The organism is Arthrobacter sp. FW306-05-C, assembly GCF_021801725.1.
GTDB lineage: Bacteria > Actinomycetota > Actinomycetes > Actinomycetales > Micrococcaceae > Arthrobacter.
Map to the genome: position 1 here is coordinate 2,501,162 of NZ_CP084556.1, position 17,326 is coordinate 2,518,487.

Annotated in this window: 11 protein-coding genes and 1 riboswitch; of the genes, 2 read left to right on the plus strand and 9 right to left on the minus strand. The window is 66.3% G+C overall.

Annotation, left to right across the window (positions count from 1 at the left end; translation table 11 throughout):
• Positions 1-35 precede the first annotated feature (35 nt).
• Together thiD and LFT44_RS11585 are read right to left on the minus strand one after the other, a co-directional pair.
• Complete coding sequence (gene thiD, locus LFT44_RS11580) at positions 36-1,556, minus strand: bifunctional hydroxymethylpyrimidine kinase/phosphomethylpyrimidine kinase (RefSeq protein WP_236802874.1); 1,521 nt, start codon at positions 1,554-1,556, stop codon at positions 36-38.
• Positions 1,557-1,563: 7 nt separating this feature from the next.
• A riboswitch (TPP riboswitch) is annotated at positions 1,564-1,661 on the minus strand.
• Between the two features lie 175 nt (positions 1,662-1,836).
• Positions 1,837-5,283, minus strand: coding sequence for an Rne/Rng family ribonuclease (locus LFT44_RS11585; protein ID WP_236798592.1), 3,447 nt, complete (start codon positions 5,281-5,283; stop codon positions 1,837-1,839).
• A 438-nt stretch (positions 5,284-5,721) separates the two neighbouring features.
• Between LFT44_RS11585 and LFT44_RS11590 the strand changes: the two genes are divergently transcribed.
• The gene (locus LFT44_RS11590) at positions 5,722-6,390 is read left to right on the plus strand and encodes a vitamin K epoxide reductase family protein (RefSeq protein WP_236798593.1); all 669 of its coding nucleotides are present in this window, start codon (positions 5,722-5,724) and stop codon (positions 6,388-6,390) included.
• Between the two features lie 105 nt (positions 6,391-6,495).
• On the opposite strand, the gene ndk is transcribed toward LFT44_RS11590, so the two are convergent.
• The 6 genes from ndk to LFT44_RS11620 all read right to left on the minus strand — a co-directional run bounded on the left by ndk (position 6,496) and on the right by LFT44_RS11620 (position 13,634).
• The gene (gene ndk, locus LFT44_RS11595; protein WP_141941779.1) at positions 6,496-6,912 is read right to left on the minus strand and encodes a nucleoside-diphosphate kinase; all 417 of its coding nucleotides are present in this window, start codon (positions 6,910-6,912) and stop codon (positions 6,496-6,498) included.
• Between the two features lie 51 nt (positions 6,913-6,963).
• Positions 6,964-7,428 (minus strand): DUF4233 domain-containing protein, encoded by a 465-nt coding sequence (locus tag LFT44_RS11600; protein WP_236802875.1) that lies wholly within the window; start codon positions 7,426-7,428, stop codon positions 6,964-6,966.
• 2 nt (positions 7,429-7,430) lie between these two features.
• Positions 7,431-8,789, minus strand: a complete 1,359-nt coding sequence (locus LFT44_RS11605; RefSeq protein ID WP_236798594.1) for a bifunctional folylpolyglutamate synthase/dihydrofolate synthase — start codon at positions 8,787-8,789, stop codon at positions 7,431-7,433.
• A 3-nt stretch (positions 8,790-8,792) separates the two neighbouring features.
• Positions 8,793-12,110: an isoleucine--tRNA ligase gene (gene ileS / locus LFT44_RS11610; protein ID WP_236798595.1), complete on the minus strand. Its 3,318-nt coding sequence runs from the start codon at positions 12,108-12,110 to the stop codon at positions 8,793-8,795.
• A gap of 366 nt (positions 12,111-12,476) precedes the next feature.
• A complete protein-coding gene (locus LFT44_RS11615) occupies positions 12,477-13,235 on the minus strand; it encodes an SDR family oxidoreductase (protein ID WP_236798596.1) in 759 nt (252 codons plus the stop codon).
• Between the two features lie 18 nt (positions 13,236-13,253).
• Positions 13,254-13,634, minus strand: coding sequence for a DUF488 domain-containing protein (locus tag LFT44_RS11620; protein ID WP_442863745.1), 381 nt, complete (start codon positions 13,632-13,634; stop codon positions 13,254-13,256).
• A gap of 72 nt (positions 13,635-13,706) precedes the next feature.
• Here LFT44_RS11620 and valS point away from each other — a divergent pair, with 72 nt between their 5' ends.
• Positions 13,707-16,328, plus strand: a complete 2,622-nt coding sequence (gene valS / locus LFT44_RS11625; RefSeq protein WP_236798598.1) for a valine--tRNA ligase — start codon at positions 13,707-13,709, stop codon at positions 16,326-16,328.
• Between the two features lie 374 nt (positions 16,329-16,702).
• On the opposite strand, the gene LFT44_RS11630 is transcribed toward valS, so the two are convergent.
• Positions 16,703-17,317 (minus strand): mycothiol-dependent nitroreductase Rv2466c family protein, encoded by a 615-nt coding sequence (locus LFT44_RS11630; RefSeq protein ID WP_236798599.1) that lies wholly within the window; start codon positions 17,315-17,317, stop codon positions 16,703-16,705.
• Positions 17,318-17,326: the final 9 nt, after the last annotated feature.

Sequence of the window (17,326 nt, forward strand, 5' to 3'; positions counted from 1 at the left end):
CCACTCCATCATAGCGGCGGCGCTGCCGGCAGCGGTCAGGAATGAAGTCTCGGCGCGTCGAAGAACTCCACTTCCAGGCGGCAGGACTGCTTGAACGCGGTGACCATCGCTGCTCTTTCATGGTCCGACGCTTTCCGCCCCGCCCCATCCACGATGGCGATGGCCCGGCGGGTGGCTTCGGCGAAGCCCTCGTCGGCGTAGGTGCGCAGCCACGCCGCGTAGGCGTGCCCTTCAGGCTCACCGCTGGAAAGGAACTGGGCGTGCAGCTTCCTGCCCACCTCGGCGTAGAGCCAGAAGCAGGGCAGGACGGCTGCCGCCAGGACTGCGTAGCTGCCCGACGCCGATGCTGCTGTGAGGTGGTCAACGTAGGCCTTGGTGACGGGGCCCAGGCCGCCCTGGACCGGCCGGGTGCTGAGCCAGGAGCGGTGGAGTTCCGTTTCCACTTCGAGGCAATTCTGGGCCGATCCTGCCCAGAACAACTGTTCGGCCTCCGAGGGGGCCAGGGCGCTGGTGCGGGCCAGAACGCGGGAGTACCCGTTGAGGTAAAGGGCGTCCTGGGCCAGGTAGTAGGCGAAGTCCTTCTCGGCCAGGTCTCCCGCGGCCAGGCCGCGGATGAAGTCAAGCGCGTAGATGTCGTCGAGGTCCTGTTGGGCTTCAGTCCATAGCCGGGCCGCGAAGCCGCCTTCCTGCAGTGCCGGCCGCAGATGGTGGAAGTGGTGCACTGGCCCGTTCCCCCGGCCCACTGACAGCTGGTCCGAGTTCTCGAGGGCGCCGGCCAGCCAGGGCTTGACGGTCCGCAGTGTTGCTTCCCAGTCTCCCAGGCGTGCCTGCACGGTTGCCATTGCGGAGGAAAGGGAGCATCCCGTGCCGTGGCTGTTGCGGGTGGCAATACGGGGTCCCGGGACTTCCACTATCTCCTCCCCGAGCAGGCCCGCGGTGTTGACCAGAGCGTCCGGACAGCGCTCCCCCGCCAGGTGCCCGCCCTTGACCAGGATTGTGGCCCCGGTGGCATCGGCCAGGCGCCTGCCCTGCGCCAGCGCCTCATCCCAGCTCTCCGCGGGGGCAGCGCCCATCAGCATGGCAAGCTCGGGCAGGTTGGGGGTGATGAGGTGGGCAAGGGGCAGCAGTTCCCGAAGTGCCGCTTCCGCCGATTCCTTCAGCAGCCGGTCGCCGCTGGTGGCAACCATCACCGGATCGAGAACCACGACGTCGGGACGCACCTTTTCGAGCCAGCCGCGAACAGTGCGGATCACTTCCCTGTCACCCAGCATGCCGATCTTGACGGCGTCGATGTTGATGTCGTCGCTGACGGCATCCAGCTGCTGGGCCAGGAAAGCGGCCGGAGGAACGTGCACGGCCTGCACGCCCTGGGTGTTCTGGGCTGTGAGGGCGGTGATGGCGGCCATGCCATAGCCGCCATGCGCGGCGATGCTCTTAAGGTCTGCCTGGATGCCCGCTCCGCCTGACGGGTCCGAGCCCGCGATGGAGAGGACGCGTGGAACGTCACGGCCTGCCGGCAACGCAGTGGGTGCATCGAATGCAGCTGGCAGGGGCATGGAAAGGGTTGAAGACAAGAGACATCCCTTCGCCGGTACTAGCCGGACAGGTTCAACGGGTGTGGATCTCAGCCGGCCTTTTGCGCGGCACCCCGTGTCGGTTTCCAGCCTAGCCGCTGGGGCGTATTCCCAGGAAAGGTGACAGCACCTGCCGCAAAGGGGTGGGTGCCGCACGCAGGAGTCCCCGCCCTGGGACTGTTCCCCGTGTCATTCACCGGGGAACCGTCCACAAAGCGGGGACTCCTGAATGTGTCTTTGTTGCCTGTCCGGGGCTTCCGGCTTACAGCTCCGAAGCCGGGACGCCGACGCCGAGGATAATCGGTTCCGCTGCCGCCTTGCCCGGTTCGGCGGTGGCCTGTGCCTTATCCATTTCCGGGGCCTTGGCCGCGTGCGAATGGCCTCCGGCAGTCGACTGGACGTTTTCGTGGTGCTGGACGGCGGTCTCGTTGGCGGCACCCTGCGCACGGCTGGCACCCCGGTGGCGCCGCGGACGGCGCTGCCGGGACTGTTCCAGCGTGTGGTCCGAATAGTCCTTTTCGCCTGGGACTTCCACCGCGGTGCGGGCTTCCGCTCCCCCGGCTTCAGCCCCTGATTCCGGCGTGGCCGGTGCCGGTGCGGACGGTTCGGCTGCCTGCGGCGCCTCCGCGGTCCTCGCCGGAACGTCCTCCACGGACGACGCCGGCTGGCCCAGGTGGGCGAACGCTTCAGCGAGCCGGTCCAAGGTGAGAGCCGGCTTGGGCTGCTGCTCCTCCGCATGCTCCACGAACGGAAGCGGGACTTCCTCGCCACCGAATGTCAGGACAGCCGCCGGACGCGTGGGGGCGTCGGCGTCGTGTTTCTCCTCCGCCGGAGCCGGCGCAGGCGGGGCGGCGGGCACCTGCCGGGTTGCCGCTACCTCTTCGTCGTGCAGGTGGGCGGCGTGGGCAGCAGCGGCGATGTTGGCCAGGGCAAGGCGGGTTGCTTCTGCCTTGGCATGCCGCTCAGCGTCCGTAGGGTCCGGGTGGACGGTGTGGACCTGGACGGCAGGAGCCGGAGCGGCCTCGGGCTGCTGGCCGTTGCGTCCGCGCCGCCGCTTTCGTTCGGAACGTGCGCCCGGCTGGTTGTTGTCGGTCCGCTGGCTTTCGGTGCGGTGGGCTTCCGGCCGGGCTTCGGGCCGGTTGTCATTGCGCTGGACGTGGTGGTGCTCGGCGGCCACGACATTGGCCCGGCGGTGCTCCACGGGATCGTCGTGGGTCACCACGCCGCGGCCGGCGCAGGCCTCGCACTGCTCGCCGAAGACTTCCAGGAGCCCGGTGCCCATGCGCTTGCGGGTCATCTGGACCAGGCCGAGAGAGGTCACTTCGGCAACCTGGTGCTTGGTCCGGTCGCGGCCCAGGCATTCCACCAGGCGGCGCAGCACCAGGTCGCGGTTGGATTCGAGCACCATGTCGATGAAGTCGATCACGATAATGCCGCCGATGTCGCGCAGCCGCAGCTGGCGTACCACTTCCTCGGCAGCTTCGAGGTTGTTCTTGGTGACGGTTTCCTCGAGGTTGCCGCCGCTGCCGGTGAACTTGCCGGTGTTGACGTCCACCACGGTCATGGCCTCGGTGCGATCGATCACCAGGGAGCCGCCCGAGGGAAGGAAGACCTTCCGTTCGAGGGCCTTGTGGATCTGCTCGTCGATGCGCCAAGCGGAGAAGATGTCCTGGTCCTTGGTCCACTTCTCGAGGCGGCCCACCAGGTCCGGGGCCACGTAGGTTACGTAGGCCTCGATGGTGTCCCAGGCTTCCTCGCCCGAGACGATGAGCTTGGAGAAGTCCTCGTTGAAGACGTCGCGGACCACCTTGATGGTCAGGTCCGGCTCGCCGTAGAGCAGTTCGGGGGCCAGGATCTTGGTGGAGGCCGACTGGCTTTCGATGCCTTCCCACTGGGCCCGCAGCCTGTTGATGTCGTGCGTGAGCTCTTCCTCGGAAGCGCCCTCGGCGGCCGTGCGGACAATGACGCCGGCGTGCTCGGGCAGGCGGTCTTTGAGGATGCGCTTGAGGCGGTTCCGTTCGACGTCGGGCAGCTTGCGGGAGATGCCGGTCATGGACCCGCCGGGCACGTACACCAGGTAGCGTCCGGGCAGCGAGATCTGGCTGGTGAGGCGGGCACCCTTGTGGCCCACGGGGTCCTTGGTGACCTGGACCAGGACGGTATCGCCGGACTTCAGCGCGTTTTCGATGCGGCGCTGCTTGCCCTCGAGGTTCACCGCTTCCCAGTTGACCTCGCCGGCGTACAGGACCGCGTTGCGGCCGCGGCCGATGTCCACGAACGCCGCTTCCATGGACGGCAGGACGTTCTGGACCTTGCCCAGGTACACGTTGCCGATCAACGAGTCCTGCTGGGTCTTGGATACGAAATGCTCGGCCAGCACGCCGTCTTCGAGGACCGCGATCTGGATTCTGTCGTCGCGCTGGCGAACGATCATCTGCCGGTCAACGGACTCCCGGCGGGCCAGGAACTCGGCTTCGGTAATGACCGTGCGGCGGCGGCCCGTGTCGCGGGATTCGCGGCGGCGCTGTTTCTTGGCCTCCAGGCGGGTGGAACCCTTAACGCTGGTGACGCGGTTGCTGGCGGGCGCCTCGGTCACAGCGCGCGGGGCGCGCACGCGCGTGACCGTGTTGGGGGGATCGTCGTCCCCGCCACCCGTAAGCTCAAGGTCCTGGTCCCCACGGCGGCGGCGACGGCGGCGGCGGGAGGTCACGCCGTCCTCCACCGTCCCGGCCGTGTCCTCGTCGGCTTCGTCCTGGGCGTCGGCGTCAACGCTGCCGTCCTCGTTGTCCTCTTCAGCCCTGTCGCCGATCCGGCTGCGGCCCCTGCGGCCACGGCTGCGGCGCCGGCGGCGGCTGGAGGAATCGTCCGTGTCTTCCGTTTCTTCCTCCTCAGGCTCCTCGGCGACGGGCGCTGCGGGACGGACCACAGTGCTGAGGTCCGGTGCCTGGAAGAGCACGGAGGTGGGCGACGCGGGTTCCAGGAACAGGGAAGCGAAGGGGCTTGCGGCGGCTTCAGGTTCTCCGCCGCTGGACGCGGCCAGAGTTTCCTGCGCCGGTTCAGCGGATTCCGCGGCCGGCGCGGGCTCCTGGGCGGCGGCAGGTTCCTGCGCCTGCTTGGCAGTTTCCGCGGTCGGCGCGGGCTCCTGCACTGCTTCCTGAACTGCGGCTTCAGGTGCTGCTGATCCCTCAACCACGGCTTCGGTTGCGGGAGGTGCCGGTTCGGCACTGGCGGGGGAAGCAACCTTGCGGGTGGCTACCCGACGGCGGCGGACCGGTTTGCTTTCGACGTCTGCCGCTGGTTCGGCAACAGGTGCGGCGGCGGGACTGCCAGCGGCGGCAGCATCAACAACGGGGCCGGCAGCAACGGCAGCCGACGCCCCGGCGGAGGCGTCAACGCCGGCACCGTCGGCGGCGACACGCTCGTCAGCGGGGCCGGCTTCCTCCGCGAAGGTGGGCAGCGGTTCCGCTGCCTCCACCTTCTTCCGGGCGCGGGTGCGTCGGGCCGGAGCCTTGGGCGCCTTTTCCGCGTCATCAGCCTGTGTTGCGTCGACGTGGGGGGAAACCGCTGCTTCCGGAGCCGTGGCGACGGCTTCCGTCACGTCGTCCATCGCCTTGGGAGCTGCTTTGCGCCGGGCGCGTGGGGCCCTCTTCGGTGCCGCAGCATCCGCCGCGGCTTCTACGTTAACGGCCAGTTCCTGATCATTGTCCATATGTGGCAACACTCCTGCCCCTGACGTACCGCCACATCCGGCACCCATTGGGGCACATATTGTCAAAACCCGCAGGCGTTGACAGAAGTCAAGTGGATACTCCCAGGTTCGCACCGTCGTTGGGGTGCGGCAGCCCGTAGGAGCCGGTGGATGTTCTGAAAACCCGTTGTTCTGCGTGCCACAACCAGGTGCCGCCCAATGGAGTTGCGGGTGTGCCGGAAGAATCCGAAGCCTGCCCTGCTCATCATTGGCGGTCTTGGGAACAAACCACCGGACCGGAGTCCGAATGTGGATCGGCTTCCAGCCACGTTCATTCTCTCATACCCAAGCTGGATCGCCGCGGAGGCAGGGGCGGCTGTTCCCGTTACTGTGTAGTGGCACCAGCTGCCGGCGTTACAATCAGGCACAGGAGCACCGGACGAAAAGGACGCCAAACCCATGCCCAGCATCTCCCCCGTCAGCGCCCGTGAAGAGGATCGGAGCGCCGATCAACAAGCTACGCCGGCCGCTGCCGTTCCGCCGATGGCCCGGAACCGGCCTTTCGGCTGGCTGCTGGTCATCACCGGCGTCGTTGGCTGGCTTGCCTCCGGAACCCTGGTGCTGGAAAAGCTCGAAGTGCTCAAGGACCCCAGCCACACCACGGTATGCGACGTGAATCCCTGGATCTCGTGCGGGCAGGTAATGCAGACGTGGCAAAGTTCCGTCTTCGGTTTCCCCAACATGTTTATCGGCATCGTGGCTTTCGCGATCACCACCACCGTGGGCATGGCCCTGCTTTCGGGAGCCACTTTTGCCCGCTGGTACTGGCTGGGACTGCAGGCAGGAGTCACGCTCGGCTTCGCGTTCGTGGTGTGGCTGTGGTCCCAGGCCCTGTACTCCATCCACATCCTGTGCCCGTTCTGCATGATCGTCTGGGCGGCCATGATCCCGCTCTTTGTGTGGACCACCATCAGGAACATCACCGCGGGCGTCATCCCCATGCCTTCAGGCGCTGCCCGCATCCTCGGTGATTCCGGCTGGATCATCACTGCGCTGCTGTACGTGGCCGTCATCGCCACCATCTTCTTCGCATTCATCCAGGTCTTTGTGGGGACCTCGGGCTTCTAAGTCCGCTCCGCTCCCCCGCCAGGTGACAGATAAGGCCAATGTTCATGAAGAACATTGGCCTTATCTGTCAGTTCGCGGTCATCAGCCGCTGGGGCGGGCGAGCGGTTACTGGAACCAGATCTTGATCTCGCGCTCAGCGGAATCGGTGGAGTCGGAGCCGTGCACCAGGTTCTGCTGCACCTTCAAGCCCCAGTCCCGGCCGAAGTCGCCGCGGATAGTGCCCGGCGCCGCCGTCGTGGGGTCCGTAGTACCGGCCAGCGAGCGGAAGCCTTCAATGACGCGGTGGCCTTCGAAGATGGCAGCCACCACGGGTCCGCTGAGCATGAACTCCACCAGCGGCTCGTAGAACGGCTTGCCCACGTGCTCCTCGTAGTGCTGCTCCAGCAGTTCACGGGTGGCGTCGACCTTCTTCAGCTCAACCAGGCTGTAGCCCTTGGCTTCGATGCGGGCCAGGATGGCGCCGGTCAGGTTACGGGCGACGCCGTCGGGCTTGATCAGGACGAGGGTGCGCTCTGTAGTCACAACTACTCCAATGCGTTGGTGGGATTTTGGGATAAGTCTACGGGGACAGGCCTACGGGGACTGTGGCTGGGCCGGACCGGAGGCCTGGTCGGGATGGGCCGCTTCCCATTCCGCCTGCTCGCGGGCGCGCTGTGCAGCTTCGCGGTCCAGCCGGATGCCGGTGCGGATGCCGTACCACCAGGCAACCGCAAAGAGGGCGCCCACCAGGAACATGGCCGGCTCGAATATGCCCGTAAGGATCAGGACGAGCTGCAGGATCCATCCCAGCCCGATGCCCCAGGGCCTGTTGAGGACTGCACAGGCGCCGATCATCACCACGCTGAGGGCAATGCCAACGCCCAGGATCAGCGCCGGCGGGAACTCACCGCGGCGGAGGCCGAACACCACCAGGGTGGCGAAAAACATCACGAAGGCTTCGAGGAGCAACACCGTGGAGGCGAACATGACCTTCGTGGAGCGCCGCTTCTTCGGCATGCCGGGGCGCCACTCACGTTGCGCTTTGGTCAGTCTGGCCATGGTCACGCCTCCGTTTTTCCAAGCAGGATCCGTGCTTCGGCCACCAGCGTGATGGACCCGGTGACCAGCACGGCGCCGGAGAGGTCCTCGTTGGCTTCGGCGCGTTCCACTGCCCACTCCAGTGCGTCGTCCAGTTTCTCGGCGATGTGCACGTTGTCCTCGCCGAAGCCCAGGTCGATCGCGAGCTCCGCCAGTTCGGCGGCGGGGACGGCACGCGGCGAGTTGGACTGGGTGAAGCAGTATTCCTCCGCCACGCCTCCCAAGGATTCCTTGAGTTCGCGCAGGATCTCCTCGGCGTCCTTTTCCTTCAGTACGCCCACTACCGGCACCAGCCGGGTGAAGGTGAATGCTTCCTGGAGCGCCACCGCGGAGGCCTTGATGCCGTCGGGGTTGTGGGCAGCGTCAACGATGATGGTTGGCGCAGTGCGCACCACCTCGAGCCGGCCGGGCGAGGTGACGGCGGCGAAGCCTTCCTGCAGGACGTCGAAGGGCAATTCCTTCTCACCGCCGAAGAACGCCTCCAGGGCGGCGACCGCCACGGCAGCGTTCTGTGCCTGGTGCGCGCCGTGCAGCGGCACCAGCAGGTCCGGGTAGCGGCCGGCGATGCCCTGGATGGTGACCATCTGCCCGCCGACGGCCACTGTCCGTGACTCGACGCCGAACTCCACGCCCTCGAAGCGGAACGGCACGCCCACCTCCCTGGCCTTCTCCAGCAGCACCTGGGCGGCGTCAACCGGCTGGGCTGCACTGATGAGGTAGCCGCCGGGCTTGATGATGCCGGCCTTTTCGTAGGCGATGTCCGCCGTAGTGTCCCCCAGCAGGTCCGTGTGGTCCAGCGAGATGGGGGTGACCACCGACACCTGGCCGTCGCCCACGTTGGTGGCGTCCGTGATGCCGCCCAGGCCCACTTCGATGATGGCCACGTTGACGGGCTGGTCGGCGAAAATGGCGAAGCCCAGGATGGTGAGGCATTCGAAGTAGGTCAGCCGCGGCTGGCCCTCGGCTTCGAGCTCGGAGTCCACAATCTGCAGGTAGGGCCGGATTTCGTCCCAGATCCGGACGAACGTTTCGTCGGATACGGGGTGGCCGTCGATGCTGATACGTTCGGTGACCTTGGACAGGTGCGGGCTGGTGTAGCGGCCGGTGCTCAGGCCCTGGGCGCGGAGCACGGACTCGATCATGCGGGCCGTGGACGTCTTGCCGTTGGTGCCGGTCACGTGGATGATCGGGTACGCCTTGTTCGGCTCGCCGAGCACGTCCATGGCACGGAACAGCGGCGCCAGCCGGGGCTCCATCTTGTTCTCGGGCGCCCGTCCCAACAGTTCGGCGTAGACGCTTTCCACGGAAAATTCGTCGGACATGTCCTAGGCCTCCACTTTTTCAACCACGACGGCGGGTTCGGACAGGTCAGCCGGTACAGCCGCCAGATCCACGGTCAGGGTCTCGCCCTTGACCAATTCGGCGTTGGCCAACAAGGCATCCACCACGTTCTGCCCTGCTTTGACGGTGGTCCGGATCCGGTCGCTCACGTTGAGCCCTGCATCCTTCCGGGCCTGCTGGATGGCGCGGACCATGTCGCGGGCCAGGCCTTCGGCTTCAAGCTCCGGGGTAACTTCCGTGTTCAGCACCACGAACCCGCCGCCGGGCAGCACGGCGACAGCTGCCGAACCGCCGTCGGACTCCGCCACCACCGTCTCCAGCGTGTACTCCTGGGGCTCCAACTGAAGGCCGCCCGCGGTGACAACACCGTTTTCGTCCACCGACCAGTCGCCGGACTTGGAGCCCTTGATGGCCACCTGGACGTTCTTGCCCAGGCGCGGGCCTGCGGCGCGGGCGTTGACCACCAGCTTCTGCTGGATGCCGAACTCCTCCGGGGAGGCCGTGGCGGCGTCCAGCAGGCGGACGGACCGGAGGTTGAGTTCATCGGCGACGACGGCGGCAAAGCCTTCCAGCGCGTCTGCGCCGGGTGCCACCACGGTGAGTTCCTGCAGCGGCAGCCGGACCCGAAGGTTGGCTGCCTTGCGGAGCGAGGAGCCGGTGGAGCAGATCTGCTGGACCCGGTCCATGGCTTCCACCAGGGACGGGTTCGCCGGGAAGAGGTCCGCATCCGGCCAGTCGGCAAGGTGCACGGACCGGCCGCCGGTCAGGCCGCGCCAGATCTCTTCCGAGACCAGCGGCAGCAGCGATGCCGCGGCGCGGGTAACGGTCTCCAGGGCGGTGAACAGCGCATCGAAGGCGTCCTGGTCCTCGTCGAAGAACCGCTGCCGGCTGCGGCGGACGTACCAATTGGTCAGCATGTCCAGGTAGCTGCGCAGCGAGTCGCAGGCACCGGAGATGTCGTACGTGTCCAGCTGCGCGGTCATGCTGCGCACCAGGTCGCCGGTGTTGGCCAACAGGTACTGGTCCAGGGTGTCCCGGTAGCCCTCGTAGCGCAGCTTCGCGTCATAGCCGGCACCGCCGTTCGCGGCGTTCGTGTACAGGGTGAAGAAGCTGTACACGTTCCACAGCGGCAGGATGACCTGGCGGACGCCGTCGCGGATGCCCTGCTCGGTGACGATCAGGTTGCCGCCGCGGAGGATGGGGCTGGACATGAGGAACCAGCGCATGGCGTCCGAGCCGTCGCGGTCCAGGACCTCGGAAACGTCGGGGTAGTTGCGCAGGCTCTTGGACATCTTCTGGCCGTCGGAGCCCAGCACAATGCCGTGGCTGATGACGTTCCGGAAGGCGGGACGGTCGAACAGCGCCGTGGACAGGATGTGCAGCATGTAGAACCAGCCGCGGGTCTGGCCGATGTACTCCACAATGAAGTCAGCCGGGTTGTGCGTGTTGAACCAGGCTTCATTCTCGAACGGGTAGTGCACCTGGCCGTACGGCATGGAGCCGGAGTCGAACCAGACGTCCAGGACGTCCTCCACACGGCGCATCACGGACTGGCCCTCTTCGGGGGTGCGGGGGTCGTCCGGGTTGGGCCGCGTGAGTTCATCGATGAACGGGCGGTGCAGGTCCACCTGGCCGTCCTTGTTCAGGGGCAGCCGGCCGAAGTCCGCCTCGATCTCCGCAAGGGAGCCGTAGACGTCGGTGCGCGGGTACTCGGGGTCCGTGGACTGCCACACGGGGATGGGGCTGCCCCAGAACCGGTTGCGGCTGATGGACCAGTCGCGGGCGTTTTCCAGCCACTTGCCGAACTGGCCGTCCTTGACGTTGCCGGGGATCCAGTTGATCTCCTGGTTCAGTTCGGACATCCGGTCCTTGAACTTGGTGACCTCCACATACCAGGAGGACACGGCGCGGTAGATCAGCGGGTTCCGGCAGCGCCAGCAGTGCGGGTAGCTGTGCTCGTAGCTGGCCTGGCGGACCAGGCGGCCCTGGGCGCGGAGCACCTGGGTGATGGGCTTGTTGGCCTCGAAGACCTGCAGGCCGACGATGTCGTGCAGGTCGCCGTGCTTGAACAGCGGCAGGAACTTGGCGCCCTCGTCCACGGAGAGCACCACGGGGATGCCTGCCTCCTCGCACACCTTCTGGTCGTCTTCGCCGTAGGCGGGCGCCTGGTGGACGATGCCGGTACCGTCGGTGGTGGTCACGTAGTCGGCCACCACGAAGCGCCAGGCGTTCTCCATGCCGTACTTCTCGTTGTCGGCGAAGTCGTCCCAGAGCCGCTGGTACTCCAGGCCTTCCAGTTCGGCGCCGGTGTGGGTGGACACGACGGCGGCTTCCGCAGCTTCGAAGCTGTCGTAGCCCAGGTCCTTGGCGTAGCTGCCCAGCAGGTCGGCTGCGAGCAGGAAGCTGCCATTGACGGGGGCGTCGGCAGAGGCGGCCTTGATGCCGTTGGGCCCGGCGGGCAGCACGGCGTAGGTGATGGAAGGCCCGACGGCGAGCGCGGCGTTGGTGGGCAGTGTCCAGGGGGTGGTGGTCCAGGCGAGGGCCTGCACGCCGGCAAGCTCCTTGGAAAGCTCCGACTCCCCCGCAAGGATGGGGAACGTGACGGTGACGGTCTGGTCCTGCCGGTTCTTGTAGACATCGTCATCCATGCGCAGCTCATGGTTGGACAGCGGTGTTTCGTCCTTCCAGCAGTACGGAAGGACGCGGTAGCCGTTGTAGGTCAGGCCCTTGTCGTGGAGCTGTTTGAAGGCCCAGAGGACTGATTCCATGTACTCGACGTTGAGTGTCTTGTAGTCGTTGTCGAAGTCCACCCAGCGGGCCTGGCGGGTGACGTAGCTGCGCCATTCGTCGGCGTACTTCATCACGGACGCACGGCAGGCATCGTTGAACTTGTCGATGCCCATGGCTTCGATCTGCGTCTTGTCCGTCATGCCCAGCTGCTTCATGGCTTCAAGCTCGGCGGGCAGGCCGTGGGTGTCCCAGCCGAACCGGCGTTCGACGCGCTTGCCGCGCTGGGTCTGGTAGCGGCCCACCAGGTCCTTGGCGTAGCCGGTCAGGAGGTGGCCGTAGTGGGGCAGGCCGTTGGCGAAGGGCGGCCCGTCGTAGAACACGAACTCGTTGCTGCCCGGCTCGCCGCCGGGAACGTCGGCGCTGCGCTGGTCGATGCTGGCCTGGAAGGTGCCGTCCTGGTCCCAGTACTTCAGGATGCGCTCTTCGATCTCCGGAAACTTCACGGAGGCGGATACGCCGGCGCTGCCGTTGGGGGAAGTGCTGGAGGCTGAGGCCTTGGGGTAAAACGTCATGTTCGACATCCTGGGTTGAGCGTGGTGAACCCCCGGCAGGGCCGGACGTTCCGTTCAGGATGCGAGGACGGCTGCCGTGCCGTCCCGAAGACGTCACGCCCACCGCGGTACCACCTCACTTACCGGCGCTGCGTGTTCCGTGAGGAACACCTGCCGCTCCGGCCTCTCATTACTGCTGTGACGGGCTTACCCGTCCGGTTCTACTGACGCGATGTGCCTTGGAGGCAGCGGCCGCGGGTTCTTCCGGAAGCTCACCGGTGATTGCCGGGTCATAACCATTGAAAAGTCTACTATCGCCGCAGCTCCAGTGCCATTCAGAGGGCCGGGGCGGGACAGGCCTTCCCGCCCGAAGCCCTTCCTGCCCGCTCAGCCCTTCCGGATGAGCTTGTAGTTGGCGGCCTGCGCCACCGGCCGGATGACGATCTGGTCCAGGTTGACGTGGTGCGGGACCGTCACCGCGTACCGGACGACGTCGGCCACATCCTCCGCCGTCAAGGGCTTCTCCACGCCCTGGTACACCTTGCCGGCGGCCTGCGGGTCCCCCAGGCGGTTCAGGGCGAACTCCTCGGTCTGCACCAGTCCCGGCGCCACCTCGATGACCCGGAGGTTGTGCTCTGCTTCCTCAAGCCGGAGGGCGTTGGTGAGGGCGTGCTGGCCGAACTTGGCGGCGTTGTAGCCACCGCCGCCCTCGTAGGCATCCAGACCGGCGGTGGAAGTCAGGTTCAGCACCGTTCCTTCCCCGGTGGCCCGCAGCATCGGCAGGAAGGCCCGGGTGAGCTTCATGGTGCCCAGGACGTTGACGCGGTACATCCACTCCCAGTCCGCCGTGCTGGCGTCGGCCACCTTGTCGGCGCCGCGGGCGCCGCCGGCGATGTTGATCAGTGTGTCGATGCCGCCCGCCTCGGTGACCCGCGCGAGCAGCCGGGACACGTCGTCGTCCTCTGCAATGTCCGCGGGAATTGCGATGGCGCCTGTTTCGCTTTCCAGGGCCGCCAGGCGCTCTGCGCGGCGTGCCACGGCGAAGACCGTCCACCCGTCGGCGCGCAGCGCACGCACTGCTGCCTCCCCGATTCCGCTGCTCGCTCCGGTTACCAGTGCTGCCTTTTTCTGCAAGTCCTCAGTCATGGCACCACCCTAGCGGGATCAGCCGGGTGGCCGTCCCAGGAGGTAATCAAGCAGGACCCTGGCATTGTTTTCCTCTGTATTGCGGGCAGCGTAGAGGAGGGTGACCCGGGAGTGGCGGGCGGCCAGCACCAGCAGGGTCTCCACTGCCGGATTGGAGTCCAGTTCCAGCCGGTAGCGTGCGCTGAAATCGGCGAACCGCTCCGGGCGGTGGTTGAACTCCTTGCGCAGTTCCGTGGAGGGCGCAACGTCCTTGAGCCAGAGGTCGACGGCGGCACTTTCCTTGGGCACCCCACGGGGCCAGAGCCGGTCCACCAGCACCCGGAAGCCGTCGTCGATCTCCGGCTGCTCGTAGATGCGCTTTACTCGAAACGTGCCCTGAATATCGCCCATACGGCGCATGCTACCCGCGCCCGTGCCCCGCCGGGTGGTGCGGGTTGGGTGGGATGGAAGCCGGCATGAAAGAATTGCCCAATGGCTGAAGACACGCAGGGTACAGACACGCCCACCACCGCCCCCATCAACGTCCCGGACAAGCCGGCCCTCGAAGGCCTCGAAACCGCGCTCACCCGGCGCTGGCTGGCCGAGGGAACCTACAAGTTCAACCCCGACACCACCCGGGAGAAGGTCTACTCGATCGACACTCCCCCGCCCACCGCGTCGGGATCCCTGCATGTGGGGCACATGTTCTCCTTCACCCAGACGGACGTCCAGGCCCGCTACATGCGCATGACCGGCAAGAACGTCTTCTACCCCATGGGCTGGGACGACAACGGACTGCCGACGGAACGCCGCGTGCAGAACTACTACGGCGTCCGCTGCGATCCCGCCATCCCCTACAACGCGGACTACCGGCCTCCGGCACAGCCTGCCAAGAACCAGCGCGATTTCGATGTCGTCTCACGCCAGAACTTCATCGAACTGTGCGAGGAACTGGCTGTCGAGGACGAGAAAGTCTTCGAAAACCTGTTCCAGACCCTGGGCCTGTCCGTGGACTGGGACCTGACCTACCGCACCATCGATGACACCTCCCGGGCAGTGTCCCAGCGCGCCTTCCTGGCCAACCTGGCCGCCGGCGACGCCTACATGGCCGAAGCGCCCACGCTGTGGGATGTCACCTTCCGGACGGCCGTCGCGCAGGCCGAGCTGGAGGACCGCGAGGTTCCCGGCGCCTACTACCGCTACCCCTTCTTTACCGAAGACGGGGACAAGGTCTTCATCGAAACCACCCGCCCGGAGCTGCTGGCTGCCTGTGCCGCGCTGGTGGCAAACCCCGACGACGAGCGGTACCAGCCGCTGTTCGGCAAGACGGTCAAGTCCCCGCTGTTCGACGTCGAACTTGAGGTCAAGGCCCACCCCCTAGCCAAGGCGGACAAGGGTTCCGGCATTGCCATGGTGTGCACCTTCGGCGACCTGACGGACGTCACCTGGTGGCGCGAGCTGCAGCTGCCCACCCGCGCCATCATGGGCCGCGACGGCCGTATCATCGGCGAGACCCCGGACTGGATCACCAGCGAGGCCGGCAAGCAGGCGTACGCGGCGATCGCCGGCAAGACTGCCTTCTCCGCCAAGGAAGCCGTGGTGGAACTACTCAAGGAAGCGGACCTCCTGGACGGGGAACCGAAGAAGATCACCCACCCGGTGAATTTCTTCGAGAAGGGCGACAAGCCCCTGGAAGTGGTCACGTCCCGGCAGTGGTACATCCGCAACGGCGGGCGCGACGAAGAACGCCGCGAACGGCTCATCGGCCGGGGCAAGGAGATCGACTTCCACCCGTCGTTCATGCGCTCCCGCTACGAAAACTGGATCGCCGGCCTGAACGGTGACTGGCTGGTTTCCCGCCAGCGCTTCTTTGGCGTCCCGATTCCGGTCTGGTACCCGCTCGATGCACAGGGCAACCCGGACTACGACAACCCCATCCTGCCCTCCGACGACCTGCTGCCCGTGGACCCCGCGGCCGACGTCGCCCCCGGCTTCGACGAGGCACAGCGCGACCAGCCCAACGGCTTCACGGGTGACGCGGATGTCCTGGACACGTGGGCCACGTCCTCCCTGACCCCGCAGATCGTGGGCGGGTGGAGCCGGGACGAGGACCTGTTTGCCAAGGTCTTCCCCTTCGATCTCCGCCCCCAGGGCCACGACATCATCCGCACCTGGCTGTTCTCCTCCGTGGTCCGCGCTGATGCACTCCAGAAGTGCGCGCCCTGGAAGCACGCGGCCATTTCCGGCTGGATCCTGGACCCGGACCGCAAAAAGATGTCCAAGTCCAAGGGCAACGTGGTGGTCCCCACTGATGTCCTGAACGAATACGGCTCCGATGCAGTGCGCTACTGGGCTGCCTCGGCGCGGCTCGGCGCGGACACCGCCTACGAGATCGCCCAGATGAAGATCGGGCGCCGCCTGGCCATCAAGCTGCTGAACGCCTCCAAGTTCGTGCTGAACCTCGGCGCCACGGAGAACTCTGTGCTGTCGGGCGACCTCGGCGTCCTGACCAATCCCTTGGACCGCGCACTGCTGGCCCAGTTGGCCGACGTCGTGGCCCAGTCCACCAAGGCGTTCGACAACTACGACTACGCCCGCGCCCTGCAGCTCACGGAGTCATTCTTCTGGCAGTTCACGGACGACTATGTGGAGCTGATTAAGGACCGCGCGTACGGGGCTGCGGGCGAAGCGGAGCAGGCCTCCGTGCTTGCCGCCCTGGCCACCACGCTGGACACCCTGCTGCGGCTGTTCGCCCCGTTCCTGCCCTTCGCAACGGAGGAAGTATGGAGCTGGTGGCGCAACGGGTCCGTGCACCGGGCCGCGTGGCCGGCAGCGCTGGAGATCCCCGGTGGGGACACCACCATGCTGGCGACGGTGGGCGTGGCCCTCAGCGGTGTCCGCAAGGCCAAGTCCGAGGCAAAGGTCAAGCAGCGCACCGAAGTGCTGTCCGCCACCATCACAGCCCCGGAGGTGCTGACGGCACAGCTGCAAGCCGGGCTGGCTGATTTGAAAGCGGCGTCCAACGCCCGGGAAATCACCCTGGTGGTGGGAGAGGGAGACCTCGCCGTGACCGATGTTGCCCTCGCTCCGAGCGACGAGCCCGCCAAGGCCTGATCCTGATCACGCCTGGTCCCGGACACCCCGGGTTCCAGACACAGGGGAAGCCCCATCAGCGTGTTGCCGTTGGTGGGGCTTCGACTGTTTCGACCATCCGGTGACGTGCTCTGATGGTCTGGCAGGATCCGCTGATCTTCAGGTCTTACTACACCGTCACTGGTAGCTGCATTCAACTTTGCCGATGGCTGCGTCAAACTACATATCACTGAATCTTTGGTTCCTGCGTCCCCTTCTTTCGAAGTGGTAAGGACAATTGTTCTCCCGCCCCGGTCCACGTGCAAGGGCCCCGGGAAAACTACATATTGGTAGTTTTCCCGGGGCCCTTGGCGTCCCGGTTCGGCGGCCCGAAGCTGGTCAGGCAGTCCTGGGCGTCAGTGGAATTCGGGGCTTTCCGTGCGGCTGCGCTTCAGCTCAAAGAAGTGAGGGTAGGCGGCGATCGTGGTAGTGGCGTCCCAGATCCTGCCGGCTTCCTCGCCCCGCGGTATGCGGGTCAGGACCGGGCCAAAGAATGCGGTTCCATTGAAGGCGACTACGGGGGTACCGACGTCCTGGCCCACCAGCGAAATGCCTTCCTCGTGGCTGGCCCGGAGCAGCTGGTCGTAAGCGTCGGTGTTGGCTGCGTCAGCAAGGGAGGCCGGGAGACCGCAGTCGGCAAGGGCCTTGGAAATGACCGCCGTCCGGTCCTTTTCACCCTGGTTGTGGATCAGGGTGCCCATGGCGTCATAGAGCGGTTTGATGAACTGCGGCCCGTGTTCTTCCCTGGCGGCGATGATCACGCGGACCATGCCCCAGGCGTTGTCCATGGACTCGCGGTAACCGGGGTCCAGGTCCCGTCCCTCGTTCAGGACGGCCAGGCTCATCACGTGCCACTCGGTCTCGATGTCGCGAACGGTTTCGACCTCGCCAATCCACCGGGAGGTGACCCAGGCAAACGGGCACAGGGGGTCAAACCAGAAATCGGCCTTGTTCTTGGCAGGTGAAGTCATGAAGGTCCT